The 23,765-nt window shown below is 69.6% G+C and carries 28 protein-coding genes and 2 pseudogenes; 10 read left to right on the plus strand and 20 right to left on the minus strand.

Annotated features, from left to right (window positions below):
* Positions 1-38: 38 nt before the first annotated feature.
* Positions 39-1,034 (minus strand): NAD-dependent epimerase/dehydratase family protein, encoded by a 996-nt coding sequence (locus AC0QSG_RS08275; protein ID WP_475375021.1) that lies wholly within the window; start codon positions 1,032-1,034, stop codon positions 39-41.
* Between the two features lie 354 nt (positions 1,035-1,388).
* Between AC0QSG_RS08275 and AC0QSG_RS08280 the strand changes: the two genes are divergently transcribed.
* Positions 1,389-2,102 carry a GDSL-type esterase/lipase family protein gene (locus AC0QSG_RS08280; RefSeq protein WP_475375022.1) on the plus strand — a complete coding sequence of 238 codons (714 nt, stop codon included), beginning with the start codon at positions 1,389-1,391 and terminating at the stop codon, positions 2,100-2,102.
* On the opposite strand, the gene AC0QSG_RS08285 is transcribed toward AC0QSG_RS08280, so the two are convergent.
* From AC0QSG_RS08285 to AC0QSG_RS08305, 5 genes are all read right to left on the minus strand, one after another.
* Complete coding sequence (locus AC0QSG_RS08285) at positions 2,099-3,661, minus strand: insulinase family protein (protein ID WP_475375023.1); 1,563 nt, start codon at positions 3,659-3,661, stop codon at positions 2,099-2,101. The two genes, AC0QSG_RS08280 and AC0QSG_RS08285, sit on opposite strands and share 4 nt — an antisense overlap.
* Before the next feature lie 48 nt (positions 3,662-3,709).
* A complete protein-coding gene (locus AC0QSG_RS08290) occupies positions 3,710-4,408 on the minus strand; it encodes a tyrosine-protein phosphatase (RefSeq protein WP_475375024.1) in 699 nt (232 codons plus the stop codon).
* A 22-nt stretch (positions 4,409-4,430) separates the two neighbouring features.
* Complete coding sequence (locus AC0QSG_RS08295; protein ID WP_435727196.1) at positions 4,431-5,300, minus strand: 3-hydroxyacyl-CoA dehydrogenase family protein; 870 nt, start codon at positions 5,298-5,300, stop codon at positions 4,431-4,433.
* Entirely contained in the window at positions 5,297-6,040 is a 744-nt protein-coding gene (locus AC0QSG_RS08300; RefSeq protein ID WP_475377294.1) for an enoyl-CoA hydratase/isomerase family protein, read from the minus strand. The genes AC0QSG_RS08295 and AC0QSG_RS08300 overlap by 4 nt, the downstream gene beginning before the upstream one ends.
* Positions 6,041-6,115: 75 nt before the next feature.
* Positions 6,116-7,339, minus strand: a complete 1,224-nt coding sequence (locus AC0QSG_RS08305; protein WP_435727198.1) for an acetyl-CoA C-acyltransferase — start codon at positions 7,337-7,339, stop codon at positions 6,116-6,118.
* Between the two features lie 156 nt (positions 7,340-7,495).
* Between AC0QSG_RS08305 and AC0QSG_RS08310 the strand changes: the two are divergent.
* Positions 7,496-7,789, plus strand: a pseudogene (locus AC0QSG_RS08310) (MFS transporter); the annotation flags it as partial.
* A 208-nt stretch (positions 7,790-7,997) separates the two neighbouring features.
* Here the strand turns inward: AC0QSG_RS08310 and AC0QSG_RS08315 are convergent.
* Entirely contained in the window at positions 7,998-8,489 is a 492-nt protein-coding gene (locus AC0QSG_RS08315; RefSeq protein WP_475375025.1) for an SRPBCC family protein, read from the minus strand.
* A 33-nt stretch (positions 8,490-8,522) separates the two neighbouring features.
* On the opposite strand from AC0QSG_RS08315, the gene AC0QSG_RS08320 reads away from it, so the two are divergent.
* On the plus strand, positions 8,523-8,780 hold the full coding sequence (locus AC0QSG_RS08320) for a PaaI family thioesterase (protein ID WP_475375026.1): 258 nt from the start codon (positions 8,523-8,525) through the stop codon (positions 8,778-8,780).
* On the opposite strand, the gene AC0QSG_RS08325 is transcribed toward AC0QSG_RS08320, so the two are convergent.
* Together AC0QSG_RS08325 and AC0QSG_RS08330 are read right to left on the minus strand one after the other, a co-directional pair.
* Positions 8,777-8,935: a hypothetical protein gene (locus AC0QSG_RS08325; protein ID WP_475377350.1), complete on the minus strand. Its 159-nt coding sequence runs from the start codon at positions 8,933-8,935 to the stop codon at positions 8,777-8,779. The two genes, AC0QSG_RS08320 and AC0QSG_RS08325, sit on opposite strands and share 4 nt — an antisense overlap.
* Positions 8,907-9,346 (minus strand): annotated as a pseudogene (locus tag AC0QSG_RS08330) (amino acid permease); the annotation flags it as partial. The pseudogene AC0QSG_RS08330 and the gene AC0QSG_RS08325, both read right to left, overlap by 29 nt.
* Positions 9,347-9,453: 107 nt before the next feature.
* Between AC0QSG_RS08330 and AC0QSG_RS08335 the strand changes: the two are divergent.
* Positions 9,454-9,891: a VOC family protein gene (locus tag AC0QSG_RS08335; RefSeq protein WP_475375027.1), complete on the plus strand. Its 438-nt coding sequence runs from the start codon at positions 9,454-9,456 to the stop codon at positions 9,889-9,891.
* 36 nt (positions 9,892-9,927) lie between these two features.
* Here the strand turns inward: AC0QSG_RS08335 and AC0QSG_RS08340 are convergent.
* A protein-coding gene (locus AC0QSG_RS08340) for an IS3 family transposase (protein WP_475375028.1) occupies positions 9,928-11,312 on the minus strand; the annotation gives its coding sequence in 2 pieces (ribosomal slippage) (positions 9,928-10,994 and positions 10,994-11,312; 1,386 coding nt in all).
* 155 nt (positions 11,313-11,467) lie between these two features.
* Here AC0QSG_RS08340 and AC0QSG_RS08345 point away from each other — a divergent pair.
* From AC0QSG_RS08345 to AC0QSG_RS08355, 3 genes are all read left to right on the plus strand, one after another.
* Positions 11,468-12,421 (plus strand): 1,4-dihydroxy-2-naphthoyl-CoA synthase, encoded by a 954-nt coding sequence (locus AC0QSG_RS08345; protein WP_475375029.1) that lies wholly within the window; start codon positions 11,468-11,470, stop codon positions 12,419-12,421.
* A 6-nt stretch (positions 12,422-12,427) separates the two neighbouring features.
* A complete protein-coding gene (locus AC0QSG_RS08350; protein ID WP_475375030.1) occupies positions 12,428-13,555 on the plus strand; it encodes an AMP-binding protein in 1,128 nt (375 codons plus the stop codon).
* 66 nt (positions 13,556-13,621) lie between these two features.
* Positions 13,622-14,512 (plus strand): 1,4-dihydroxy-2-naphthoate polyprenyltransferase, encoded by an 891-nt coding sequence (locus AC0QSG_RS08355; RefSeq protein WP_475375031.1) that lies wholly within the window; start codon positions 13,622-13,624, stop codon positions 14,510-14,512.
* Between the two features lie 51 nt (positions 14,513-14,563).
* Here the strand turns inward: AC0QSG_RS08355 and AC0QSG_RS08360 are convergent, their stop codons facing one another.
* Positions 14,564-14,821, minus strand: coding sequence for a DUF4229 domain-containing protein (locus AC0QSG_RS08360; RefSeq protein ID WP_475375032.1), 258 nt, complete (start codon positions 14,819-14,821; stop codon positions 14,564-14,566).
* 54 nt (positions 14,822-14,875) lie between these two features.
* On the opposite strand from AC0QSG_RS08360, the gene AC0QSG_RS08365 reads away from it, so the two are divergent.
* Positions 14,876-15,268 (plus strand): PLDc N-terminal domain-containing protein, encoded by a 393-nt coding sequence (locus AC0QSG_RS08365; RefSeq protein ID WP_475375033.1) that lies wholly within the window; start codon positions 14,876-14,878, stop codon positions 15,266-15,268.
* A 212-nt stretch (positions 15,269-15,480) separates the two neighbouring features.
* On the opposite strand, the gene ccsB is transcribed toward AC0QSG_RS08365, so the two are convergent.
* Genes ccsB through AC0QSG_RS08390 form a run of 5 tightly spaced genes read right to left on the minus strand, consistent with a single transcriptional unit; the run spans position 15,481 to position 20,280 of the window.
* Complete coding sequence (ccsB, locus tag AC0QSG_RS08370; protein WP_475375034.1) at positions 15,481-16,524, minus strand: c-type cytochrome biogenesis protein CcsB; 1,044 nt, start codon at positions 16,522-16,524, stop codon at positions 15,481-15,483.
* A 12-nt stretch (positions 16,525-16,536) separates the two neighbouring features.
* Complete coding sequence (gene resB / locus AC0QSG_RS08375) at positions 16,537-18,198, minus strand: cytochrome c biogenesis protein ResB (protein ID WP_475375035.1); 1,662 nt, start codon at positions 18,196-18,198, stop codon at positions 16,537-16,539.
* Positions 18,198-18,992: a cytochrome c biogenesis CcdA family protein gene (locus AC0QSG_RS08380; protein WP_435727210.1), complete on the minus strand. Its 795-nt coding sequence runs from the start codon at positions 18,990-18,992 to the stop codon at positions 18,198-18,200. The genes resB and AC0QSG_RS08380 overlap by 1 nt, the downstream gene beginning before the upstream one ends.
* Positions 18,989-19,615 carry a TlpA family protein disulfide reductase gene (locus AC0QSG_RS08385; protein WP_435727211.1) on the minus strand — a complete coding sequence of 209 codons (627 nt, stop codon included), beginning with the start codon at positions 19,613-19,615 and terminating at the stop codon, positions 18,989-18,991. The genes AC0QSG_RS08380 and AC0QSG_RS08385 overlap by 4 nt, the downstream gene beginning before the upstream one ends.
* Before the next feature lie 2 nt (positions 19,616-19,617).
* Positions 19,618-20,280: a histidine phosphatase family protein gene (locus AC0QSG_RS08390; RefSeq protein WP_435727212.1), complete on the minus strand. Its 663-nt coding sequence runs from the start codon at positions 20,278-20,280 to the stop codon at positions 19,618-19,620.
* A gap of 193 nt (positions 20,281-20,473) precedes the next feature.
* Here AC0QSG_RS08390 and AC0QSG_RS08395 point away from each other — a divergent pair, with 193 nt between their 5' ends.
* Positions 20,474-21,211, plus strand: a complete 738-nt coding sequence (locus AC0QSG_RS08395) for a hypothetical protein (protein WP_475375036.1) — start codon at positions 20,474-20,476, stop codon at positions 21,209-21,211.
* A gap of 151 nt (positions 21,212-21,362) precedes the next feature.
* On the opposite strand, the gene AC0QSG_RS08400 is transcribed toward AC0QSG_RS08395, so the two are convergent.
* Both AC0QSG_RS08400 and AC0QSG_RS08405 read right to left on the minus strand, forming a co-directional pair.
* Positions 21,363-22,013, minus strand: a complete 651-nt coding sequence (locus AC0QSG_RS08400; protein ID WP_475375037.1) for a redox-sensing transcriptional repressor Rex — start codon at positions 22,011-22,013, stop codon at positions 21,363-21,365.
* Entirely contained in the window at positions 22,010-22,261 is a 252-nt protein-coding gene (locus AC0QSG_RS08405) for a glutaredoxin family protein (protein ID WP_475375038.1), read from the minus strand. Before AC0QSG_RS08405 ends, AC0QSG_RS08400 begins: the two co-directional genes overlap by 4 nt.
* Before the next feature lie 92 nt (positions 22,262-22,353).
* Here AC0QSG_RS08405 and AC0QSG_RS08410 point away from each other — a divergent pair, with 92 nt between their 5' ends.
* Positions 22,354-23,166 (plus strand): HAD family hydrolase, encoded by an 813-nt coding sequence (locus AC0QSG_RS08410; RefSeq protein WP_475375039.1) that lies wholly within the window; start codon positions 22,354-22,356, stop codon positions 23,164-23,166.
* Between the two features lie 86 nt (positions 23,167-23,252).
* On the opposite strand, the gene AC0QSG_RS08415 is transcribed toward AC0QSG_RS08410, so the two are convergent.
* Complete coding sequence (locus AC0QSG_RS08415) at positions 23,253-23,351, minus strand: 30S ribosomal protein bS22 (protein WP_003792170.1); 99 nt, start codon at positions 23,349-23,351, stop codon at positions 23,253-23,255.
* 127 nt (positions 23,352-23,478) lie between these two features.
* Complete coding sequence (locus tag AC0QSG_RS08420) at positions 23,479-23,691, minus strand: helix-turn-helix domain-containing protein (protein ID WP_475375040.1); 213 nt, start codon at positions 23,689-23,691, stop codon at positions 23,479-23,481.
* Positions 23,692-23,765 lie beyond the last annotated feature (74 nt).

The following is a 23,765-nucleotide window of genomic DNA, read 5'->3' on the forward strand; positions in this document are numbered from 1 at the left end:
CCGGCGGCCCGCCGCGGCCGTGGTTCGGCCGCCGGCGATCAGCCGAGACGGGCGATGAGTTCGGCCTCTTGCTCCGCCGTCAGCCCGGAGCGGGGAACCACGTCGTCCAACCGTGGTTCCCCGTCCACGACGTCGGCGAACGTGGCGGCGAGGGGGCGCCGGACCAGACCCCAACGCAGCGCGCGCTTGTCGGCGCGGCGGGCGAAGCCCGCGTAGTCGTTGCCGCCCGGCAGCACCAGCGGAAGCGAGCGCGGACCGGCCCAGGGGGCAACGCCGTCGTCCTCCATGGAAGCGAGGGGGTAGGCCCGGGTCTCGCCGTGGAAGCCCGCCGCGCTTTCCGCGCTGGCCAAGACATCGCCCAACGGCATTTCGGCGCCGACCGCGTTCACCGGTCCGCCCCGGCCCGCCAGACCCGCCTCGAGGATGAAGGCCGCCAGGTCGCGCACGTCGATGATCTGCACGTACCGCTGGTCCCCGGTGTCGTCCGGCACGAGGACGGGATTGCGTCCGGACGCGAAGCGCAGGGGCCAATACGTGGTTCGCCCGGACGGGTCGCCCGGCCCCCCGATGAGTCCGGCCCGCACCAGCAGGGCGGCGTTTCCGCGGCTGGCGACGGTCAGCCATTCGCAGCCCACCTTCGCCTCGCCGTACTTCTCGTCCGTGTAGGGTTCCCCGGACTCCAGCGCGGGCAGCAATCGTGCGGACTCGGTGACGCCCGGTTTGGCGTGGCTGGCGTAGACCGAGCAGGACGAGACGAACGCCCAGTGCTCGGCTGTCGGGGAAAGCGCCTCCACGGCGGCCCGGGCGTGGGACGGGAGCCTGGTGAGTTCGACGACCAGGTCCCAGCTCCGTCCGGCCAGCTGCGCGTAGGCGTCCGCCTCGTTGCGGTCGGCGACGACGGCCTCGACGCCGGAGGGGAAATCGCCCGAGATGCCGCGCGCCAGGCAGGTAACCTCGTGTCCGTCGTTCAGTGCCAACGTCGCAACGGTTCGGCCGAGCCATTGGGTTCCGCCGAGGATGAGGATTTTTGCCATAGGCTCCAGCCAACTCCCCCGGCACGTGTTCTGGCAAGTCGCTTCCGATCCGCGGAAGCCTCACCCGGCGTCGGGATGCAGCCTCGGCCGGGCCCTCCGCGCACTTCCCCCCCCCCCCCCCCCCCCCCCCCCCCCCCCCCCGCGGCCCGGCGGCCGTAGCATGGGCGCACGGGACCCCGTGGGGAACGGGATCTGCGCTGGGAACGGCCGTATTGGGGGCCGATTGGGACGGATGCCACGCCGCCCCCGGAGGCACGGCGAAGCGCGCCACTTCCACCGCCGCGCCGGGCATCCGGCCAGCACACGGCGCCACCGAGACCGGATACCGCACGGGCGCCCGACGAAAGGCACGCCATGCGTCCGTCACCATTCCGCCACGCCCTCCCGTCCGTTGCCGCCACGCCGTGCCTGAAGGGACCTGGCCCGGACCACGTGTCCCGACTGGACGCCATGCCGCGCGTGAACCTGCTCGCCAACGCCGCGTGCGGCGGGCTGACGACCACGGGGCTCGCGGCTGTCGCCCAGGACCCGGGGGTTGCCGCAGCGCTGTCGCAGGCCGAATCGGTGACGCTGACCATCGGGGGCAACGACCTCCGTCTCGGCGATTTGCTGGCGGCATGCACCCCCGCCGCGACCCCGACCTGCTTCGCCGCGGTCGGAGCGGCCGAGGCACAGCTTCCGGTGGTGAGCTCCAACGTGAGACAGTCCGTGGAGGTCGTGGCCGGCGCTACCGGCGGCGGCGCCAAGGTCCTGGTTCTCGGCTATCCGCGGCTCTTCGCACCGTCTGGGGTCCCGGGACTCGTGGATGCCCAGACGGCGGCCATCGTGAACGGCGGCGTGGACAACCTCAACGCCGCGATCCGCGCCGGCGTCTCGGGCCCCGACAACGTCGAGTTCGTCCCGGTGGCGCACCGCTTCGCCGGACACGGGCTGGGCTCGGCGGACCCGTGGATCGCCTTCGAAGGCCCCGGAGACCCGGACAGCCTGCACCCGACGAGCGAGGGATACCTCGAGGGCTACCTTCCGGCGGTGCGCAGCAAGGTCAACATCGGCAAGCTGGGCCGCTAGGAACCGCCGGTCCCCCGTCCTTCCGCGGCGGCCTTAGAATCGGTGTACTGCACACGTGAGGGCACGCTGGACGCGATTTCCTTCAGCGCTCGGTCTCCGCGGCGGAACCATCCCGCCACCAGTGCCACGATGAAGCCGTCCCGACCAATCACGGTGCAGGAGTCCGGCTCCGCGCCCGGCTCCGAGGGGGCATCCCACGCGATGCCGGCGATGTCCTCCCACCGATACGCACGGGCCTCGTCCTCGCCGAACATGCGTAGGCCCTCCTCTGCCACGGTGAGGCGGACGTCGCGCGGCACCTTCATGACCACCGCGCCCAGGAGGCCCCGGCGATACTCCGTCCCCGCGCCGATATCGGCCGGCCGGTGCTGCGTCACCGGGTACAGTACCCCCTCCGGCCCTGTCTCCTCGGGAACGGAATCCTCGGGCAGACCAACGAGCAATGTCGATTCCAAATCCGACAGGCAGAGGGCCAGATCCCCGCCCGTAACGGAGCCGGCCCCGGCCAGAAGCTGCTCGTGGGGCGGGCCGAAGCCTGCCCCGATCCGCACCATCGCTTCTTCGGTGGCGTCCCACACCGCCAATTGCGGATCCTCGCCGGCCTCTACTAGAGGCGCCAGCGCATCGGCAAGCTCCTCGGGGGTCATGCCGTTGTCACGGATGTCCCGGAGCATGGCAAGGGCTTCGCGCGCGACGACCACGGCGTTTGCGGGCTTGAGTTCAAAGCTGGCGATGGCGACGGCCGTCTCGGCGTCCAGGGAGACGTAGTCAATCTCCACGTCGTAGACGAGCCCCCGCCCGCGCCGCAAGGTTGTCCTGACGCGGTCGCCCCACACCTTGCCGAGCACGGTGGTCGCGCCGACCAGCGACGTCCCGGCACCCGGGATGGCGAACGAAAGCACAAGGTTGTCACCACCGGACATGTACTCCGCCGGGAACGCGAGGGGGACAACCGGCGTCCTCACCCATGGCATGGGGCCGCCTTCGGGCAGGGGCAGCCGCAGTCCCTCAGGAGGCGGTCCGGAGAGAACCAGCACGGCATTGCCCCGCGTGAAGTAGCGCGAAGCATACTCGGCCACCTCACCCGGGAGTATGCGCTCCACAAACACCGGCTCGGCCGAGGCCAGCCCTGGTCCCGCGAGACCGTAACGTAGCGTGAGCGCTTCGCCGATCGCCGGCGGCACGGCAAGCGACCCCTCGGCGGCCAGAACCTGGACCTCGTTGGCGAGTACCGCCGGGTCGATGTCGCCGGCCGCGATCTCCGCCAAGGATCCGCAAAGATCCGCGAGGGTCGTGGCGATGGCTTCCGGGCGCCCAGCCGCCGTGAAGGTGGTGAGACCCAATTCCACCTGGCCGTTGTGGTCGTGTTTGATGGCGGGTAGCCGGGTGAAGGCAAGGTGCTCGATCAGGTGGGCAAGGCCCGCGGTCGCGAAGGACTCGTCCCGCACCCCGACGCGGAAATAGAGGGACGCCTCGAGCCGCCCCGGGGCTTCGGCCCAATAGACCGGCACACCGTCGATCTCGGTCCTGTTGATCTGAACGGGTGCGGTCGATGTCATGGTCTCTCCTGGATGGCAGGCCGTAGCGCGGTGATTCGTGACGTTAGCCTAGCGTTCCGGCGGGCTTGCGAGGAGTCGGCGCACGGCGGCGAGTTCCGCCGTCGTGCAGCCCTGCCCGAGGAGGAACTCCTCCACCGCGAGCCCGTCGGCGAAATCGGCGAGCGCCCGGACGCGCTCGCGCTGCAACGGCTCGAACTCCGCCTCGGCGAGATGACGTTCGTGGGGATGCCTGACCGGGCTGACGCGGTGCCAGTCGTTGATGCCGCGCGCACCGGCGTCGTACTGCGGCTCGACGAGGTCGCGGCGGCCCGCCAGCAGCAGCAGGAGTGTCACGACCAGTCCCGTGCGGTCCCGGCCGGCCGAGCAGTGGATGACCACGTTGCCCTCCGCGGCGGCGAGCGCGCGGACGACGCCGGCGATCCTGTCCGGAAAGAAGCGCAGGTTGGCCGGGTAGTGCCGCGGATGGTTCAGATAGGGCGCGGCGAGCGCCGTGAACTCCGCGTGGCCCGGCTCCTCCGTGGGCGCGTGGACGACCGTGATCCCGGCGCGCGCCGTGTCCGGCACGGCCGGGTCGGTGGGGCGGCGCGTCCGCTCGCCGGCGTTGCGCAGGTCGATGACGGTGCGGATCCCGTCGTCGTACGCCTGTCGCCACCCGCGCTCGGTGAGCCATTCGCTCCGGCCCATCCGGTACAGGTCGCCCAGCACGTGCCGCGCGTTGACCGCGCCGTCCCAGTCCACCCGTTCCATGGGGCTACTGTGCCACGCAGGCTCAGCTCCAGTCGAAGAAGCCCTTGCCGGCCTTCCGGCCGATCTCCCCGCGCGCGACCTTGTCCCGGAGGATCCGTGGCGGCGCGAAACGGTCCCCGAGCGTGGAGTGCAGGTACTCGGCGATCCCCAGGCGCACGTCGAGGCCCACGATGTCCGTGGTCCGCAGCGGGCCGGTGGGGTGCTTGTAGCCCAGGACCATGGCGTTGTCGATGTCCTCGGCGGACGCGACGCCCTCCTCGACCATCCGCATGGCCTCCAGGGCGATCGCCACGCCCAGGCGCGAGGACGCGAAGCCGGGGGCGTCGTTGACGACGACGGCGGTCTTGCCCAAGGCGGCCACCCAGCCGCGGGCCGCGTCGGCGAGCACACCGGATGTCGCCTTGCCGAGGACCACCTCGATCAGCGTGGACGCGGGGACGGGGTTGAAGAAGTGCAGCCCCAGGAAATTGGCAGGACGCGCCAGCTCCGCCGCCAGGCCGTCCACGGAGAGGGACGAGGTGTTGGAGGCCAAAAACGCGTCGGCGTCGAGGCGTTCCTCGACACCGCGCAGCGCGGCGACCTTCAGGTCCCAGTCCTCCGGCACGGCTTCGACGACGAGCCGGCGGTCGGCGAAGCCCGCGTAGTCCACGCCGACCTCGAGGCGCGAGACCATCTCGTCCAGGTTCGCGTCGGTCGCACCGCGCTCGATCGACTTCGCGGCCGCGGACTCGACCCGCTCTCGCGCCGCCTCGGCCGCCGCCTCGTCGCGTTCGACGACGAGGACGTGCGATCCGTTGAGCAGGAAGGCGTGGGCGATGCCGGCGCCCATGCGCCCGCCTCCGAGGACCCCGACGCGGGCGGGGAGATCGGCGGAACGTCGGTGGTCGGTCATGGTTGGCTCTTCTTCCGGTCGGTGGTTTTGCGGTCCAGGAACGCCTGCATGCGGTCGAACTTCGCCTGGGACTCGAAGAGCATGCCCTGGGCCAGGGTGTCGATGACGGGATGCGCCCCGCGGGGGGCGTGGAACACCGCCTTGGAGACCCTGACGGCCAGCGGGTCCTGGGCGGCGATCCGGTCCGCGAGCGCGTGCGCGGCGTCCATCAGGGCGTCGCCCGGGACGAGCTCGGTGACGAGACCGACGCGCAGGCAGTCCTCGCCCTTGAGGACCTTGCCCGCCAGCAGTATCTCCTTGGCCAGCGGTTCCCCGACGAGCTCCTTGAGCCGCCAGGTCGCCCCGGCTGCGGCCATGATGCCGAGGTTGGTCTCCGGGTTTCCCATCCGCAGTTCCGGGGTCCCGATCCGGAAGTCGGCCGCGTAGGCCAGCTCGGCGCCGCCGCCGAGCGCGTACCCGTCCAGGGCCGCAACCACCGGCATCGGCAGCTTCGCGATCCGCTCGAAAATCCCGGAGTTGATGCCGGCGAGCGCGTCGTCGCGGCGGCGCTCGCGTAGTTGGGCGATGTCCGCGCCGGACGCGAAGATCCCCTTCGTCCCCGCGTCCGCGTCGGAGGGCGCGCCGGCGAGGATCAGGATCTTGGGAATCCGCTCGAGATGCGCGCACACCGCGTGGAGCTCGTCGACCATCGCCTGGTCGATCGCGTTGCGGACCTCGGGGCGGTGCAGCCGCACCAGCATCCGGTCTTCGCGTTCTTCCACCAGCAGCGTGGTGAACGGCCCAGGCTCCGGCCGGGCGCCGCCGTCGTCCGCCACCTAGACCGACTCCACGAGCAGCGCCGAGCCCTGCCCGACGCCGACGCACATCGTGGCCAGACCCAGTTGCCCGGCGCCCGGGGCCTCGCGCCCGAGGCGGCCGAGCAGGGTGATGACGATCCGGGACCCCGAGGAGCCGAGCGGGTGCCCGAGGGCGATCGCCCCGCCGTCGTTGTTGACGATGTCCGGGTCCAGCCCGAGCTCGCGCATCGAGGCGAGCGACTGCGAGGCGAAAGCCTCGTTGAGTTCGACGGCGGCGAGCTCGCCCACGCCGCGGCCCGTCCGTTCCAGCACCTTCCGCGAGGAGGGCACGGGGCCGATGCCCATGATCTCGGGGGCGACGCCGGCTGAGGCGCCGTCGAGGATCCGGGCGCGTGCCCGCAGTCCGTACTTCTCCACGGCGGCCTCGGAGGCCACGATGATCGCGGACGCGCCGTCGTTCAGCGTGGAGGCGTTGCCGGCGGTGACCACGGAACCGCCCTTGACGACCGGGCGCAGACCGGACAGGACCTCCAGCGTGGTGCCCGCCCGCGGGCCCTCGTCGGTGTCGACGACGGTCTCGGCGCCCTTGCGCCCCTTGACCGTGACGGGCACGATCTCCTCCGCGAAACGGCCGGCTTCGATGGCGGCGATCGCGCGCTCGTGGGACCGGACGGCGAAGGCGTCGCAGTCTTCCCGGGAGGTGTTGAAGACCCGGGCGACCTCTTCGGCGGTCTCCGGCATGGAGAACGTGGCCTTGCCGTCGCGGGAGTACTCGCCGGACAGGAAGGCGGGATTGGGGAAACGCCAGCCGATGGACGTGTCGTACGTGGCGCCGGGCTTGGCGAAGGCCTTGTCCGGCTTCTCCATGACCCACGGGGCGCGGGACATGGATTCGACGCCGCCGGCGACGACGATGTCCGCCGCCCCCGCCTTGATCATGTGGCTGGCCATCGTGATCGCGCTCATCCCGGAGGCACACAGGCGGTTGACGGTGATGCCGGGGACGCTGTCCGGGAATCCGGCGAGCAGCCACCCCATGCGTGCGACGTTGCGGTTCTCCTCGCCGGCGCCGTTGGCGTTGCCGAAGACGACCTCGTCGACCAGCGCCGGGTCGATGCCGGCCCGCTCGACGGCGGCCCGGATGGCCAGCGCGGCAAGGTCGTCCGGGCGTACCGAACTCAGGGACCCGCCATAGCGTCCGACGGGTGTGCGGGCTCCGCCCACCAGGAATGCCTCGGTCATTGAAACTCCTCTTGTGTCGTCGACGCGACCATTTACCGACCAATCGGTCACTAATACATTCCCACCGTCCCGCCCGCCGGTCAACCCACGCGGCGGACCGCCGCACAAATTGACCCTCCCGCGGCACCCCCCGTAACCTAGTCAGCTGACCGATTCGCGCTCGCCACCTTTGCGATCTCCTTCCTGGTGCGCCCCCTGGGCGGGCTCGTCTGGGGACCGCTCGGCGATCGGCTGGGCCGAAAGACGATCCTCGCCGCCACCATCGTGTTGATGTCCGTCGCGACGTTCGCCATCGGCATCCTGTCCACCTTCGACCAGATCGAGCTCTGGGCCCCCGTCCTGCTGGTCCTGCTGCGCATGGTGCAGGGCTTCTCCACCGGCGGCGAGTACGGCGGGGCGGCCACCTTCATGGCCGAATACTCCCCCGATCGACGCCATGATGGCCTGGGGCTGGCGCGTGCCACGTGCGCTTCGCGGGCTTCGCCATCACCTGCAACATCGCCACGGCCCTGTTCGGGGGCACGGCGGCGATGGTCAACGAGGCCGTCATCGCCGACACCGGTTTCCTGCTGTTCCCGGCCGTCTACATGATGGCTGCCTGCGTGATCGGCTTCGTCGCCATCCACGCCCGCGGTTCCTACGCGGGCGTGGTCGGCTCCTATGCGGGCGTGGTCGGCGGTTCGCCCGTGATGGGCTCCGGCCCGCCTTCCGAGACCGGCGCGGGCGATCCGCCCTCGCGCGCTTCCGCGGCGGCCCGCAGGGCCTTCGCCAGCTCCTCGGTTTCCCCCTGCGCATCCTCCGTCGCGCGGCCCAGGAGACCCTCGAGCGGGCCCAGCAGCTCCCGGGTCAGGACCACCGTGCAACCAAACTGCGTCTCGGCCAGTTCGAACGCGTGAAGGTCGGTGTACATCCCCAGCGGGGCCCCCGATTCCCACCGCAGCAGTCGCCTGTTGGTCGCGGCGGAGATCCGCACGGTCACGTCACGCGCGTCATCGCCGGTGAGCAGCCGGATGGTCTGGCCGTCGGCGACGTCGCCCTCGACGTCGACCACTCCCGGAACCCACTCGTCGTACCGGGCGCCGTCGACCAGCACTCCCCACACCGTGTCCGCAGTGGCGTCGACGTCCTGCCGCGTTTCGTACGATTCCATGCCGGGAGCCTACCCGCCGCTACGATCGTCCGTATGGAACCCGCTACCGCGAACGACGTGTCAACCGCCTCGAAGGAGCTCCGCAACAAGGTGGAGACCATGCACGGCCTGCACGTGCGCTTCCGGCGGCCGATGACGTCCCAATCCGGCACCATCACCGCCGTCGGACGCGTGGAGCACCACGGCCGGTCCACCGCCGTCTCCGCGGGCGAGGTGCGCGACGGCGAGGGCCGCATCCTCGCAACCGCCACGGCGTCGCTCTTCGCGCTGCGGAACCCCGGGGACCGCTAGGAGTAGAACTCGTTGGCCGGCGCGTTGCCGCGCACCCGGCGCCATCCGATCCACAGGGCCAGGGCGATCACCGGCACGCAGACGACCGTGTAGGGGCCCAGCGGGAAGATCTCGCCGGTCGCCGGGCGCCGCGGTGACCACGGAGTTGATGACATCGCCGATCCAGGCCCAGCCCAGCTGGTCGAAGACGGTCGCGAACGGGCTTTCGCCCGCCTTGTACTGGTCCCAGGGCAGCAGCGTGGCCAGCAGGGTGACGGAGCCGACGTAGAAGACGACGATGCGCGCGGCACCTCGCGGGCCGGGTGTTCAATTTCGCCGGCCGTGATGCCGACAAGTTCGATCGCGTTGTAGGCGAAGATCACGTCCGCGACCTACGAGGCCCAGAACTCGAACTCGGCGAAGGCCTTGGCGCCGAAGAGCTCGCCCGCGTAGCTGACGAAGGAGCCGGAGCTCTGCCGGTACATGATGAGCTCGCCCAACGCCGGCATCAGGAAGTACGCGATCACACCGGCGCCGGCGTAGGAGTGGATCAGCGCGGGGAGCTGACCGGCGCCTCCGGCGTGGAGACATGGTGGTGCCGAGGGGCGGCCCCGGGCGCGAGTGCGCGTTGGGGGTTCTCCACGCGGCTCTCCTTTTTGGGTATCTTCATCCATTTCGGGCGTAGCGTTTTCCCATGGGACTCAACATCCAGATGACCGTCGATTGCCGCGATCCGCACGTCCAGGCCTTCTGGTGGGCCGAGACGCTGGGGTGGAGCGTCGAACCGACCGAGGAGTCGTTCGTCCGCGACATGATCGCGCGGGGGCACGCAACCGATGCCGACACCCGCGAATACAACGGGAAACTCGTGTGGCGTCTCGGCACGGCGATCTGCCCCACGGAGCAGCTTGGCCGGAAGCCGCGCCAGCGCATCCTCTTCCAGGAGGTCCCCGAACCGAAGACCGTCAAGAACCGCGTCCACTGGGACATGAACCTGGAAGGCGGGGACAGGGACGAGCTGCGGGCGGCGCTGGAGTCCCGCGGGGCGACGTTCCCCTACGAGGAGAGCCAGGGACCGTTCCACTGGCACACCATGCGGGATCCGGAGGGCAACGAGTTCTGCTTCGGCTAGGCCGGAATTTTTCAAGTCAAGCGGTACCAAGGTGAGTTAGGCTGCTGGCTTTTCGGTGGTTTCGGTTGGTTGGTTGATCCATGCTGGCCCGGGCAGGGCTAGGATTTTGGGGTCGGTGGCGGTGTTGAATCGGTGTGGGTGTTTGGCCCGGGCCGCGGCCAGTGTCTGCGAACGCTTCCCGGCGACCGAGTCGGCGAAGCCGTAGTGCACGTTCGCCGGGGTGTGGAGCCCGATCCCGGAGTGCTGGTGGTGGTGGTTGTACCAATCCACGAAGCCGCTGATGAACGCCCGGGCATCGCCTAGTGAGCCGAAGCGCTCGGGGAACGTCGGCCCGTATTTCATGGTCTTGAAAATCGACTCCGAGTAAGGGTTGTCGTTGCTCACCCGGGGCCTGGAGTGGGATCGGGTGACCTCCAGGTCCGAGAGCAGCGCGGCCACCGTTTTGGAGGTCATGGACGTGCCGCGGTCCGCATGCACGACCTCCGGGACGCCGTGGATACCGAAGATCTCCTTCATCATCTCCACCGCGAGGATCCCGGATTCGGTGGCGTGCACATGCGCCCCGACGATGAACCTCGAATGGATGTCCACCATCAGGTAGCAGTCGAAGTACTTGCCCTTCACCGGTCCGGCTAGCTTCGTGATGTCCCAGCTGAGCACCTGGCCAGGGGCGGTGGCGACCAGTTCCGGGATGGCCCGGGCCGGGTGCTTGGCCAGCCGGCGGCGTTCGGCGACCTGCCGGTTCTCCCGGAGCACCCGGTAGAACGTGGAGACCGACCCGAGGTAGATGTCCTCCTCGAGCAGCTTCGCGTAGACCTGCAGGGGTGCCAGGTCCACAAACCGTGGGGAATTCAACGCCGCCAAAATCTCGGCGCGCTCCGCATCGCTGAGCCTGTTCGGCGGCACCACCGGGGCCTGGTCCACCGGTGCGGCGGGCTTGCGGTAGATCGTCGTGCGCGAGAGCCCGACCAGAGCCGCGGCCCGCCGCGTCGGCATATCCGTCTGCACCAACAGTCGGTAGGCCCCGGTCATTTCTTCTTGGGTTTCGGTTCGTCCGGCGATTCCGCGATGGCGTTCTCGAAGAACGCCGAGAGTTTTCCCATCACGTCCAAGGCTGCCTCGGTCTGCTTCAACCGGCTCTCGCTCACCCCCAACTGGCGGCGCAATCTGGCGATCTCCACCTGCTCCGCAGAGAGCTTCCCCACGGTTTCGCCAGCTTTCTTGCCGGCCAGCACGCCAGCATCGCGCAGCCTGCGCCACTCGGCGATCTGGGAGGAATACAAACCTTGTTCACGCAGGAACGCAGCACCTCCCTGACGGGTGCAGGCGTCCTCGTACCGGGTCAAAAACTCGAGCTTCTGCGCGGGGCTGAACGACCGTCGCGGGGTCGGTCCACCGGCACGCGGTCCGGAACTACTCATGGATCCATCGTGGCCCACATCGGCCAGAACTAGATTAGACACGTTGATCGGTTTCCTGATTCTCGCCCTACGCGATCGAGCTGATTTGCTATGTCACCCTGGTACCGCTCCAGCCTGACACGTAGGGGGCCGCCGCGGCTATCATCGGGAGGGTGATGAGCGCAGACACCCTCCCCGAGCAGGTATCCGACATCTTCGATCCGACCCGTTGGCGGGTCGTCGAGGGCTTCGACTTCGAAGACATGACCTACCACCGGCAGGTGGAGCGCGACGCCGACGGGCGCCACGTCCGCGACCTCCCCACCGTGCGCATCGCGTTCGACCGGCCGGAGATCCGCAACGCCTTCCGCCCGGGCACCGTGGACGAGCTCTACCGGGCCCTGGACCACGCCCGCATGACCCCCGACGTCGCGACCGTTCTGCTCACGGGCAACGGTCCCTCGCCCAAGGACGGCGGCCACAGCTTCTGCTCCGGCGGCGACCAGCGCATCCGCGGACGCGACGGCTACCGCTACGCCGAGGGCGACACGGCCGAGACCATCGACCCGGCCCGCGCCGGACGCCTGCACATCCTCGAGGTTCAGCGGCTGATGCGCACCATGCCCAAGGTGGTTATCGCCGTCGTCAACGGGTGGGCCGCCGGGGGCGGGCACTCCCTGCATGTGGTCTCCGACCTGACCATCGCCTCGCGCGAACACGGCAGGTTCAAGCAGACCGACGCCACCGTGGGATCGTTCGACGCCGGCTACGGGTCGGCCCTGTTGGCCCGCCAGGTGGGCCAGAAGAACGCCCGCTCCATCTTCTTCCTCGCCCGCGAGCACTCCGCCGAGGACATGGTCCGCATGGGGGCGGTCAACGAGGCGGTGGAGCACGAACGCCTCGAGGAAGTGGCCCTCGAATACGCCGCGGACATCGCGCGGCAGTCCCCGCAGGCGATCCGCATGCTCAAGTTCGCCTTCAACCTGGCCGACGACGGCCTGGCTGGCCAGCAGGTCTTCGCCGGCGAGGCCACCCGGCTCGCCTACATGACCGACGAGGCCGTCGAGGGGCGCGACGCGTTCCTGCAGAAGCGCGATCCCGACTGGTCCAACCACCCCTACTACTTCTAGGCCGGCATGAACCTCGACCCCGCCCTGGCCGCGCTCTCGGCCGCGCTGAACGGGGCCGGCCCCGGCGTCGAACTGCTGGCCGATGCCGGCCCCGACGGCTACCGCGTGGAGACCGCGGCCGACGCGCCCCAGGAGACGGCCGCCGTCGTGCGGACGTCCGGTTCGACCGGGACGCCCAAGCGCACCATCCTGCCCGTGGACGCGCTGGCGGCGAGTTCCATGGCGACCGCACTGGAGCTGGGCGTGGAGGGCCAGTGGCTGCTCGCCCTCCCGCTGAACTACGTGGCCGGCCTGTCCGTGCTCTCGCGGAGCCTCTACGCCGGAACGCGTCCGTGGGCCATGGCGGCCGGCGAGTCGTTCACCGCGCGCGCGTTCGCCGACGCGGCGGGCGAGATGACCGACCGCGTCCGCCTCACCTCCCTGGTGCCCACGCAGCTGCGACGGCTCCTCGCCGATCCCGAGCCGGGGACGCTCGCCGCGCTGCGCCGCTTCGACGCCATCCTGCTCGGCGGCGGACGCGCCCCCGACGCCCTGCGCGAGGAGGCGCGGCGGCAGGGACTGCGCGTGCGGCTGACCTACGGCATGAGCGAAACCTGCGGCGGGTGCGTGTACGACGGCGTGCCGCTGCCGGGCGTCCGGGCGCGCGAGGAGGACGGCCGGCTGTGGCTCGGCGGCGACGTCGTGGCCGGCGGCTATCTCGGCGACCCGGAGCTGACCGCGGCCCGTTTTCGCACGGACGACGACGGCGTGCGCTGGTTCCGCACGGAGGACCTCGGCGATGTCGACGCCGCGGGGGTGAGGGTGCACGGGCGCGCGGACGACGTCGTCATCACCGGGGGAATCAAGGTTTCCGCCGGCGCCGTGCAGCGGGTCGTCGAGGCCGTTCCGGGTGTCCGGGACGCCCTCGTCGTCGGTGTGCCGGACGCCGAGTGGGGTGCCGCCGTCGCGGCCCTGGTCGTGGGGGACGCGGAGGACGCGGCCATCGCGGATGCGGTCCGCTCGGAGCTCGGCGCGGCCGCCGTGCCGCGGCGGATCCACCGCGCCGATGCCGTCCCGCTGCTGACCAACGGCAAGCCGGACCGCCGTCGGGCCGTTGGGCTCCTGGGCGGAACGGGCGAGTCGGCAGGCGCCTGATTTCCCCGTGCGCCCGTGCCGGGGAAGAATAGGGGGCGACCCCATCCCCACCGAGAGGACGCCGCCGTGGCCACTGCCGCCCAATGGCTCGAAGGCGCACGACTGCGCACGCTGCCCATGGCCGTTGCGCCCGTGGTCATCGGCACGGCGGCCGCCTTCGAGATCGACGGCCAGGTTCACTGGGGGCGCGCACTGCTGGCGGCCGCCGTCGCACTGTTGCTGCAGGTGGGCGTGAACTACGCGAACGACTACTCGGACGGGGTGCGCGGCACCGACGACGTGCGGGTGGGTCCGTTGCGGCTCACGGGCTCCGGAGCCGCGAAGCCGGCCCTGGTGAAGGCGGCCGCGTTCCTGTGCTTCGGCGCGGCCGTGGTCGCGGGCGGGATTCTGATCCTGGTGTCCGGCGCCTGGCCGCTGATCCTGGTGGGCATCGCCGCCGTCGCCGCCGCCTGGGGCTACACCGGAGGCCGGCATCCATACGGCTACCTGGGGCTCGGCGAGATCTTCGTTTTCCTGTTCTTCGGGCTGGTGGCCACGCTGGGAACCACGTTCACGCAGGCGCTCCAACTCTCCCCGCCCGCCTGGGTGGGCGCCTGCGCGACCGGGCTGATCGCCACCGCGCTACTGATGGCCAACAACGTGCGCGACATCCCCACGGACCGCGAGGTCGGCAAGATGACGCTCGCCGTGCGGCTGGGGGACGACGGCGCCCGGATCGGCTTTGTGCTCATGCTAACGCTGGCGCTGCTGTTGCCGCTGCTGCTGGTGGCCGACTACCCGTGGCTGATGCTGGTGCTGTTGGTGGCCCCGCTGTGCCTCATGCCCTCCTGGACGATGCTGCGGGGGCGCGACCGGAAGTCGCTCATCCCCGTGCTCAAGCAGACGGGCATGATCAACCTGGCGTACGCCGCGCTCTTCGCCGTGGCGCTGGCCATCACGGTGGTGCTGCGCCCGTAGCTCGGTCGGGCCATAGCTCGGACGTGGTTCGGTCGTGAGGACGGACCACGCCTATTGCAGGCGGTCCTCCGCCGATTCGTCGTCCAACTCCACGGATCCCTTGCGGCGGCGCCGTCCGGACAGCAGGGAGCGAAGGTCCGCGGCGGCCTCCACGCGGAGCTTGTTGAAGAACAGATACGCCAGGCAGAAGGCCACGACCATGGCGACGGCGGCCGCGAGCCACACGTTCTGGCCCAGGCCCCACGCGAGTGCGACGAAGACGATGAAAAACAGGGCGAACCGCAGGGCGGTGTACTTGAGAAACTGCACGAGCCAATTCTACGGTGGGCAGCCGGTTCCCAGGTTCTTCACTAGACTGTGAAGATGGTCAGGAACATCATCGTGGCGGCTCTCGTAGCACTCGCCATCACGATCTACGCGCTCATCCAGTGCATTCGCACGCCCGCCCACGACGTGCGGAGCATCTCAAAACCCGCTTGGATCCTGTCCATCATCCTGCTGCCCCTGATCGGTGCCGGCCTGTGGTTTTGGCTGGGGCGACCGCGGTACGGCGATCCCGGGGTTCCGGGACGGAATCCGGGGCGGCCCGCCCCCCGTCCCTCGAATCCCGACGACGACGCCGACTTCCTCCGGGACCTTGAACGCCAGCGCCGCATGAGGGCCCGCGACGAGGAGTTGCGCCGCAAGGAGACGGAAGCCAAGGAGCACGAGGACAGGGACAAGGACGCTCCGCAGGATCCCCCGGCCGAGAAGTAGCCCACCCCGATTACCCTGGAACGCGCCGGGCCCGGGCACGCACCCGGACCTTCGTGAGCGGGTTTGACCCTCCCTGAGCAACCTTTGGACGCACCCGGTGCCCTGACTAGGCCTTCTGCGGCCGGTCTCCCGCAAAGCCGCTCACGACGGCCGCGGCGCCACAATGCACGACGGCGGCCGGTGCGGGCGGCCGGTGCGGGCGGCCGTGCGGGTTAGACCCCGGCGTAGGAGTGCAGGCCGTTGAAGTAGATGTTCACGACGGTGAAGTTGAAGACCAGGCACAGGTAGCCGATGATGCTCAGCCAGGCCGAGCGTGAACCCGTCCAGCCCCGCGTGGCCCGGGCGTGCAGGTAGCCGGCGTAGACCACCCAGATCACGAAGCTCCAGACCTCCTTGGTGTCCCACCCCCAGTAGCGTCCCCAGGCCGCCTCCGCCCACACCGCGCCCGCCATCACGGTGAACGTCCACATCACGAACGCGACGGCGTTGATCCGGTACGCGAAGTTCTCCAGGGCCGCGGCGCTGGGCACCAGACGGAGGAACGCGAGCTTGTCGGGCTTGCCCGCAGCCAGCCGGCTCTGGCGTTCGTGCTGCACCAGCTGCAGGACCCCCATCGCGAAAGTGATGGTGAACAGTGCCGAGGCGAAGACCGCGATGGAGACGTGGATGACCAGCCACGGGCTCTGCAGCGCCGGAACCAAGTGCGCGACCGGCGTCGGGAAACCCATCGTCGCGGCACACAGCATCAGGACGACGAGTCCGATGACGAACGTCCCCATGAAGCGCAGGTCCTTGCGGATCAAGGTCAGCAGGAACACGACGGCGACCACCAGGGCGCCGGTGGAGAGGAACTCGTACATGTTGCCCCACGGCACGCGTGCGGCGGCGATTCCCCGGCTGACGACGGCGAAGGCGTGGATGGCCACGGCGATCCACGCGACGGACACCGCGATGCGAGCGGCGGAACGCTTGCGGGATCCGGCGGTGTATTCCATGGACTCGTGAACCAGCGGTTCGCCGTGTCCGCCGTGCGCGCCGGTGCCCGCGTCGCCGGGCCGACCGCCGGAGGCGCCCGCGCCGGCGTGGGCCAGCTGCCTCGCCTCGGTGGCCAGGGCCTCCGACTCGAGCTGGCGGATGGTGGCGCTGGACTTGGCGAGGTCCCACGTGAAGGCAATGAACGCGACGGCGTAGGCCATTGCGGCCAGCAGCATGAAGAGGTCGCTGTAGGCGCCAAGGTCTGCGTTGATGGAGGGCATGGTTTCGGTCTCCTAGACTTTCGCCCGGTCGTAACCGGACCATTCACGCTCGAGAATCTTCTGGATTTCCTTGGCTTCCACCGATACCCGCGGATCCTCGCCGCGGGCCAGGAGCCCGTATTCGATGATACGCCCGCCCCGCGGAGCGTCTGTGCCGGCGGCGACGCCGGAGTCGGCCGGGGTACCCGGGACCGACGGTCCGGCCGGGACCACTTTGACCCAAAGCCGTCGGCGCGGGGTGAACAGCGAGACGCCGAGCCCCAGGAGCGCCAGCGCCGCGAAGGTGGCCACGGGCACCTTGCCGGGATCGTGGTGGATGTCCAGCGCAACGTAGCGCTTGAGTCCGTCGAAGGAGATGGATCCCCTTCCGTCGGGCAGCTGGAGCGTCTGGCCGGCGTTGAGCACCAGCCCGCCGGCATCCAGGTTGCGGCTGTTCAGTTCGGTGAGTTCGTCGGTGTCCAGAACGTAGACGTTCTGCGGGTCCCCACCGTCCAGCCCGAGGTCGCCGTAGTACGAGTTGAGCTGCAGCTGCGGGAGGGCCGGTGCGGGATCCAAGGAGATTCCGATGCCGTTGGACTCGCCCGCCGTGGGCAGGAACAACCCGACGAACCCCAGCTGCTCCGGGCGCGCGTCGGGCGCCTTGAGCACCACGAGGGACGTATAGACGCCGTCCTGCGGGACGCCGATGACCGGACCCCGGTAGGCGATGTCGCCGTTGCCGTCCTTGACGGTCATCACCGGCGCGTAGCCGTTGCCGACCAGATAGACGTCGGAACCTCCGATGCGCAGCGGGTGGTTGACCTTCAGTTCCTCCTGCGTGGGTTCGCCGCCGGGCTCCCGGGTGGTGACGCTGGCGGTGAAGTCGATCGGCTGGCCGTAGTGGGTTTTCGATTCGCGGTCGAATTCGACCTCGAACTTGTCCAACACCACGGAGAACGGACGGAGCGCGTCCTCGTTGAACGCCGTCCCGGGCGAGAACGCGTCGTAGGCGACCAGCGTGTTGACGAACGACTCGCCCTCCACCACCAGGCGCTGGCCGCTGTAGCCGAAGGCGCCACCGATCGCGACGGACGCGAGCAGGCCGATCAGAGACGTATGGAACACCAGATTGCCGATTTCGCGGACGTAGCCGCGCTCCGCACCGATGGAGGGAACGGCCCCGTCGGGACGTTCCTGGACGCGGTACCCGCGCTTTTTCAGCAGCGCGGCGACGCGGGAGACGACGGCGGCGGACGACGGGCCGCCGTCGTCCTCCGGACCGAGCGCGACGGTGCCGTGCTCGGGTAGGCGGGACAGGCGCGCGGGCGTACGCGGCGGCGGCGTCTTGAGCGCCTGCCAGTGCTTCTTGGCGCGGGGGATGACGCAGCCGATCAGCGACGCGAAAAGCAGCAGGTAGATCGCGGAGAACCAGACGGACGAGTACACGTCGAACAGCTGGAACCGGTCCAGCCACTCCCCCAGGACTGGGTTGTTGGCCAGGTAGTCGGAGACCAGTGCCGGGTTCACCGGACGCTGCGGGAAAAGCGAGCCGGGCACCGCGGCCACGGCGAGCAGCAGCAGCAGGAACAGTGCGGTCCGCATGCTGGTGAGCTGGGTCCACGCCCAACGGAGCATGCCGACGAGGCCGAGCGCCGGCATCGTGGCGTCTTTTTTGGGGGTCTTCGTCTCGGTCATCAAATCGGCAACCTCACCTCGTTGGCGAACCAGTCCTGCAGCTGCGTCACCCACGTACCCCAGAGCCCGGTGGCCATCAGGAGGCCAAGCAGGATGAGCATGGCTCCGCCGAAGCGCATCACGGTGCGCTGGTGGCGGCGGAAGAACGCGAGCGCGCCCATGCCCCGGCGCAGGCCGACGGCGATGAGCAGGAACGGCAGTCCCAGTCCCACGCAGTAGGCGAACGTGAGGGTCGCGGCCTTGGCGGGATCCGGGTTGGCGCCGCTGCTGAGCGCCAGGACCGCTGCGAGGGTCGGACCGATGCAGGGCGCCCAGCCGAGGCCGAACGTCACCCCCAGCACGGGGGCGCCCCACAGCCCGGCGGGTGGCCGCGCGTGGATCTTGCGGTCGTTCTGCAGCCAGCCGAGTCCGCCCAGAAACACGATTCCCAGCACAATCACGACGACGCCGAGCAGCTGCGTGACCCACGCGCCCTGGAACCGCAGCCAAATGGAGAGCTGCGCAAAGAGGACGCCGGCCAGCATGAACACGGCGGTGAAGCCGAGGATGAACAACCCGATCCCCGCCACCATTCGCCCGCGCTTCTGCTCCTCGAGGTCCGCCCCGGTCAGCCCCGTCACGTACCCGAGGTATCCGGGCACGAGCGGCAGCACGCACGGCGACAGGAAGGAGACCAGCCCGGCGAGGATGGCCACCGGGACGGCAAGCAGCAGCGAGCCGTCCTGGACCACCTCGGCGAACGGGTTGGCTTGGGCCGCGATGCCGCCCAAACCAGTGGAAACAAGTGGACTCACGAGGTCTCGGCGACCCGGTCGGCGATCAGCGTCTTCAGGGTGTTCTTCTCGGCGACGCCGAGGATCCTGGCGGCGACCCTGCCCCGCTTGTCAATCACCAACGTGGTGGGAACGGCCTGCGGGGGGACGAACTCCGTCATGGCCAAAAGGATCGCGCCGTCGCGGTCCGGCATGGAGGGGTACTCGATGCCGAAGGTCCGCTCGAACGCCGAGGCGGTCGGTTCCTCGTCGCGCACGTTCACGCCGATGAACTCGACGCCCTGGTCCGCGAACTCCTTGCTGAGTTCGGCCATGTGGGGGGCCTCGACGCGGCACGGCGCGCAGGCCGCGTACCAGAAGTTCAGGACAGTGACCTGGCCGGCCCAGGCGGCGGAGTCCACCGCGTCGCCGTCGTACGTCGTGCCCGTGACCTGAACGGCCTCGCCGCGGGACTCGGCCGCGTACTCCTCCACGGATCCGTCGCCGGCGATGTAGTTCTTGTTGTTGCCTGCGCGGGCCTGCGCCGCCAGCGGGTCCTCGACAGCGGAACACGCCGCCAGCGGGACAGCCGCCGCGAAGAGTGCCGCCGCGCGCAGGATGGATCGGCGGTTCGGGCGCGGGGACAGGGACGACTGCAGGGGCATGGTCAGGCTCCGGGGATGTTCGCGGCGTTGGCCAGCAGGTCGAAGCACGGCTCCGAGTAGCGCACGGCGGCGAGGTGGTCGCCGTCGAACTCCAGGCTGGTGATGGAGGCAAGCGTGCACTCGCGCTTGCGTGGGTCGTGCCAGAGGCGTCGGTTCTCCGCGGCGAGGCGCGTCACCCAGATGGGCAGCTGGTGCGCCACGAGAATCGCCTCCGCGCCGGGTCCACCGAGTTCGACAGCGGCGTCGCGGTGCTCCCGCACGGCCTCCATCACGCGGGCGACCTGCTCGCCGTAGGGCTCGCCCCACGAGGGCCGGATGGGGTTGACCAGCGCCGGCCAATGCCGCGGATTGCGCAGTTGGCCCTTGATGCCGGACAGACCCTCGAAGTAGTTGGCGGCCTCGATGATGCGCGGCTCGGTGACTATGTCCAGGCCAAGTGCGGACGACGTCGGCGCGGCCGTCTCCTGCGCGCGCGTCAGCGGGGACGCGACAAGACGCACGATGTTGGAACCGGCGTCGCGCCTGGCGGCGAAGTGCCCGGCGACGCGGTCGGCCATGGCGCGGCCCAGCGCGGACAGGTGGAACTCGGGAAGCCGCCCGTAAAGCACCTTGTCCGGGTTGTGGACTTCCCCGTGGCGGAGAAGGTGAACCGTCGCAGTAGGCATGCATCCAGTGTCTCAAACAATGTGGCCGTCGCCTAAAACGAGCGCATGACAAGCATCACGGGCGGTTCCGGGAACCTTTTGCTGCGCCTTGGGCACGCCGTCGGTTGGTCCGAATCGTCCGGCGTGATGATGCGGCGGACGGTGTGCCTGCGGATATCGTGGGAAGCAGCATCCATTCCGCGCAGGAGGAACCATGAGCACCCCCGACAACACCCCAGAAGTTCCGGAACCACCGCGCTACGGCCAGCGGCTTCCCGAGGGCCAGGCGCCCGGCGGACAGCCCGGCCAGTACGGCCAGCAGGGCCCGGCCGCGCCGTCGTCGTACGGCCACTACGGGCAGGTGCCTCCGGTGGGCCCCTCGCCCTACGGTGAGCCGGGCCAGGCCTACGGTTACCAACAGCCGATGCCCGGCAGCGCCGGCTTGGGAGGACCCTCGGAACCGCTGGTCCGGCCGAAGGAGCTGGACATCTCGTTCTGGCTCATTCTGGCCGCCGGCGTCCTGACGCTCCTCTCCGGCCTGGCGCTGCTCCTCATCCCGGGAATGGCGGAGTCGATCATCGAGCAGGCGATGGCGCAGGACCCGGCGACGCGCGCTCAGCTAGAGGAGGCCGGGTTCGACACCGCCGCGATGGTGCCGGTGGTCAAGGCCATCGGCATGGTCGCCATCATCCTCAGTGCCGCGATCTACGCGTTGATCGCGTTCTTCATCCGCAAGGGCAGCAACGGCGCGCGGATTACCGGCACCGTCTTCGCGGCGGTCTCCCTGTTTGGACTCGCCGGTGCGGCCACCGGCGACTGGACCGGTGTGATCACCGTGCTGCTGGGCGCGGCCGGCATCGTCTTCGCTTGGCTCAAGCCGTCCAGCGCGTATATCGCGGCGCGCAAGGCCCAACACGGTGGTTACGGCGGTTACGGCGGTTACGGGCGGTAGCCTCCGGATCCGGCTCGGACCGTCGTGAGCGGCTTTGCAAGCCCTACCCCGGAAACTCCCTAGTCAGGGCCGGCCGGTTCCCGCAAAGCCGTTCAGCGAGGGCCAAAGCCGCTCAGGATGGCCCGCTCGCGGGGGCAGTCGCCCGGGCCGCTCAGACCGACGGCTGGCTGGTGGCGTTCACCGCGTGGTAGGCGAGGATCTGCAACTCTCGCGCCATGTCCACCTTGCGGATCCGCACGCCCTCCGGAACCTGGAGAACAACGGGCGCGAAGTTCAGGATGTTCACGACGCCGGCGCTCACCACGCGGTCGCAAAGTTCCTGGGCGGCGGGCCCTGGGACGGCGAGGACGGCCATGTTGACGCCGAGTTCGGGAAAAACGTTTTCCAACTCCGCGGAGTCGAGGACGGTCAGGTCGGCGATCGGCCGCCCGATCAGGTCCGGCGCGCCATCCATCACGGCCACCAGGCTGAAGCCGGCGCTCCGGAATCCCGCATAACCGGTGAGCGCGCGGCCCAGGTTACCGGCTCCGAGGATTGCGACGCGCCAGTCGCGGGTTAGCCCCAGGGTCTCCGAGATGAAACGGGCCAACACCCCCACTTCGTAGCCCACGCCGCGTGTCCCGAACGTGCCGAGCAGGGAAAGGTCCTTGCGGAGGATCGCCGAGTTCACGCCGGCTGCGTCCCCGAGCCGTTCGGAGGACACGGTTTCGATTCCGTCCGCGCCGAGGGCATCCAGTGCCCGGAGGTACATGGTCATACGCCCCAAGGTGGCTTCGGGAAGCGGCTTGTCCGGTTTCCTCACGCGGTCAGCAGCCGTTCGAGTCGCGCGGGGTCGATGACCCAGAAGTCCCGAGGCACGCCATCGATGAGCAGCACCGGAATTTCCTCGCCGTGCCGCGCCACGAGCTCTGGATCGTCGTCGATGCGGCGCTCGGCCCACTCGACGCCAAGGCGCTCGGCGACGGCGGCAACGGTTTCGTGGGCCGCCTCGCAGAGGTGGCATCCCTCGCGGGTCAGCAATTCGACGCGAGGACTGGTGGCAGGATCCATGGTTCCAATCTACCGCCGCTCCCCTCCGGGCCCCACGTGCGTGACGGTCGCCGACACGATCCGTGCGCTCCCGTTTGCCTTAGACTGGCGGCATGCCCCAGCCGAAGACCGGCCGCGCCGTGACGTCGCCGGTGCGCCACATGTCCGGCGCGGAGGCGGCGTTCTTCGACGTCGACAACACCATGATGCGCGGTGCCAGTCTCTTCGCCGTCGCCCGGAAACTCCATGCGCGCGGCGTCTTCAGCTTCCGGCAGGCCGCCCTCTTCGCGTTCAGGCAGGCACGGTTCATCGTCGCCGGCGAAAACCTGATGGAAATCCATAAGATCCGCGACGAGGCCCTCGCACTGGCCGCCGGGTTCCTGGTCGACGACATGACGGCGCTCGGCGACGAGGTCTTCGACGAATTCATCGCCTCCAACATCTGGCCGGGTACGCGCGCTCTGGCAGACCAGCACCTCCGCGCGGGACGCAACGTCTGGCTGGTGACGGCGACTCCACTGGAGGTCGCGTCCGTGATCTCGCGCCGCCTCGGCCTGACCGGCGCATTGGGCACCATCGTGGAGCAGGACGCGGGCGTCTACACGGGACGGCTGGTGGGCGAAATCCTGCACGGGGAGGCCAAAGCGGAGGCGGTGCGCGATCTGGCGCTACGCGACGGCCTGGATCTGCGGCGCTGCTGGGCCTACAGCGATTCCCACAACGACGTCCCGCTGCTTGAGGCCGTGGGTCATCCCGTTGCCATCAATCCAGACGGGCGCCTGCGCCGCCACGCCGCGCGGCACAGCTGGCCGGTCTACGACTTCCGCACCGGACGGGCCGCCGCGACCCTGGGCCTGAAGGCCGCCACGGTTTCCGGCGCCGCCTACGGTCTGTGGCGCGCACTGGCAGTCCTGCGCCGGTCCTGAACGTCCGGGACATGGAACGACGGCGGGGCCGCACCGATTCGGTGCGGCCCCGCCGTCGTTCGCGCGTCGTTGAGAACGACGGAACGCTACTTCTTGTTGCGGCGCTGGTGGCGGGTCTTGCGAAGCAACTTGCGGTGCTTCTTCTTGGCCATACGCTTGCGGCGCTTCTTGATAACAGAGCCCATTGGTTCCTCACAGACTGTTGGTTGGTGGTTGCTTTCCGACCGCGGGGCAACCGGGCGCAACCAACATGGACGTTAAACGTTCCTTAACAGATTACCCTGTTCCGGCGCGCGTCTCGGACCACGGGACTCAGGCGGTCTCCGAGGTCCCCTCGACGCGGGCGGTTCGCAGGTAATCCCCGACGGCCGTCTCCGGAACGCGGTACGAACGGCCGAACCGGACGGCGGGGAGCTCCCCCGAGTGCACCAGCCGGTACACCGTCATCTTCGAAACCCGCATCACGTCGGCGACCTCGCCCACCGTCATGAATTGCGCGTCCGAGAAGTTCCTAGCGTCAGCCATCCCCAATTGTCTCCTGATCCGGGCAGATTCCATCGTTTGATGGCGGCGCGTTCATTGCCTCCGTGGGCATGAGC

Source organism: Arthrobacter sp. LT660 (assembly GCF_056172845.1).

Coding starts and splice junctions, on each gene's coding strand:
- AC0QSG_RS08275 (WP_475375021.1), bottom strand. CDS start 1,034: ATGGCAAAAATCCTCATCCTCGGCGGAACCCAATGGCTCGGCCGAACC.
- AC0QSG_RS08280 (WP_475375022.1), top strand. CDS start 1,389: ATGCGTCCGTCACCATTCCGCCACGCCCTCCCGTCCGTTGCCGCCACG.
- AC0QSG_RS08285 (WP_475375023.1), bottom strand. CDS start 3,661: ATGACATCGACCGCACCCGTTCAGATCAACAGGACCGAGATCGACGGT.
- AC0QSG_RS08290 (WP_475375024.1), bottom strand. CDS start 4,408: ATGGAACGGGTGGACTGGGACGGCGCGGTCAACGCGCGGCACGTGCTG.
- AC0QSG_RS08295 (WP_435727196.1), bottom strand. CDS start 5,300: ATGACCGACCACCGACGTTCCGCCGATCTCCCCGCCCGCGTCGGGGTC.
- AC0QSG_RS08300 (WP_475377294.1), bottom strand. CDS start 6,040: ATGCTGGTGCGGCTGCACCGCCCCGAGGTCCGCAACGCGATCGACCAG.
- AC0QSG_RS08305 (WP_435727198.1), bottom strand. CDS start 7,339: ATGACCGAGGCATTCCTGGTGGGCGGAGCCCGCACACCCGTCGGACGC.
- AC0QSG_RS08315 (WP_475375025.1), bottom strand. CDS start 8,489: ATGGAATCGTACGAAACGCGGCAGGACGTCGACGCCACTGCGGACACG.
- AC0QSG_RS08320 (WP_475375026.1), top strand. CDS start 8,523: ATGGAACCCGCTACCGCGAACGACGTGTCAACCGCCTCGAAGGAGCTC.
- AC0QSG_RS08325 (WP_475377350.1), bottom strand. CDS start 8,935: ATGTCATCAACTCCGTGGTCACCGCGGCGCCCGGCGACCGGCGAGATC.
- AC0QSG_RS08335 (WP_475375027.1), top strand. CDS start 9,454: ATGGGACTCAACATCCAGATGACCGTCGATTGCCGCGATCCGCACGTC.
- AC0QSG_RS08345 (WP_475375029.1), top strand. CDS start 11,468: ATGAGCGCAGACACCCTCCCCGAGCAGGTATCCGACATCTTCGATCCG.
- AC0QSG_RS08350 (WP_475375030.1), top strand. CDS start 12,428: ATGAACCTCGACCCCGCCCTGGCCGCGCTCTCGGCCGCGCTGAACGGG.
- AC0QSG_RS08365 (WP_475375033.1), top strand. CDS start 14,876: ATGGTCAGGAACATCATCGTGGCGGCTCTCGTAGCACTCGCCATCACG.
- ccsB (WP_475375034.1), bottom strand. CDS start 16,524: ATGCCCTCCATCAACGCAGACCTTGGCGCCTACAGCGACCTCTTCATG.
- resB (WP_475375035.1), bottom strand. CDS start 18,198: ATGACCGAGACGAAGACCCCCAAAAAAGACGCCACGATGCCGGCGCTC.
- AC0QSG_RS08385 (WP_435727211.1), bottom strand. CDS start 19,615: ATGCCCCTGCAGTCGTCCCTGTCCCCGCGCCCGAACCGCCGATCCATC.
- AC0QSG_RS08390 (WP_435727212.1), bottom strand. CDS start 20,280: ATGCCTACTGCGACGGTTCACCTTCTCCGCCACGGGGAAGTCCACAAC.
- AC0QSG_RS08395 (WP_475375036.1), top strand. CDS start 20,474: ATGAGCACCCCCGACAACACCCCAGAAGTTCCGGAACCACCGCGCTAC.
- AC0QSG_RS08405 (WP_475375038.1), bottom strand. CDS start 22,261: ATGGATCCTGCCACCAGTCCTCGCGTCGAATTGCTGACCCGCGAGGGA.
- AC0QSG_RS08410 (WP_475375039.1), top strand. CDS start 22,354: ATGCCCCAGCCGAAGACCGGCCGCGCCGTGACGTCGCCGGTGCGCCAC.
- AC0QSG_RS08415 (WP_003792170.1), bottom strand. CDS start 23,351: ATGGGCTCTGTTATCAAGAAGCGCCGCAAGCGTATGGCCAAGAAGAAG.
- AC0QSG_RS08420 (WP_475375040.1), bottom strand. CDS start 23,691: ATGGCTGACGCTAGGAACTTCTCGGACGCGCAATTCATGACGGTGGGC.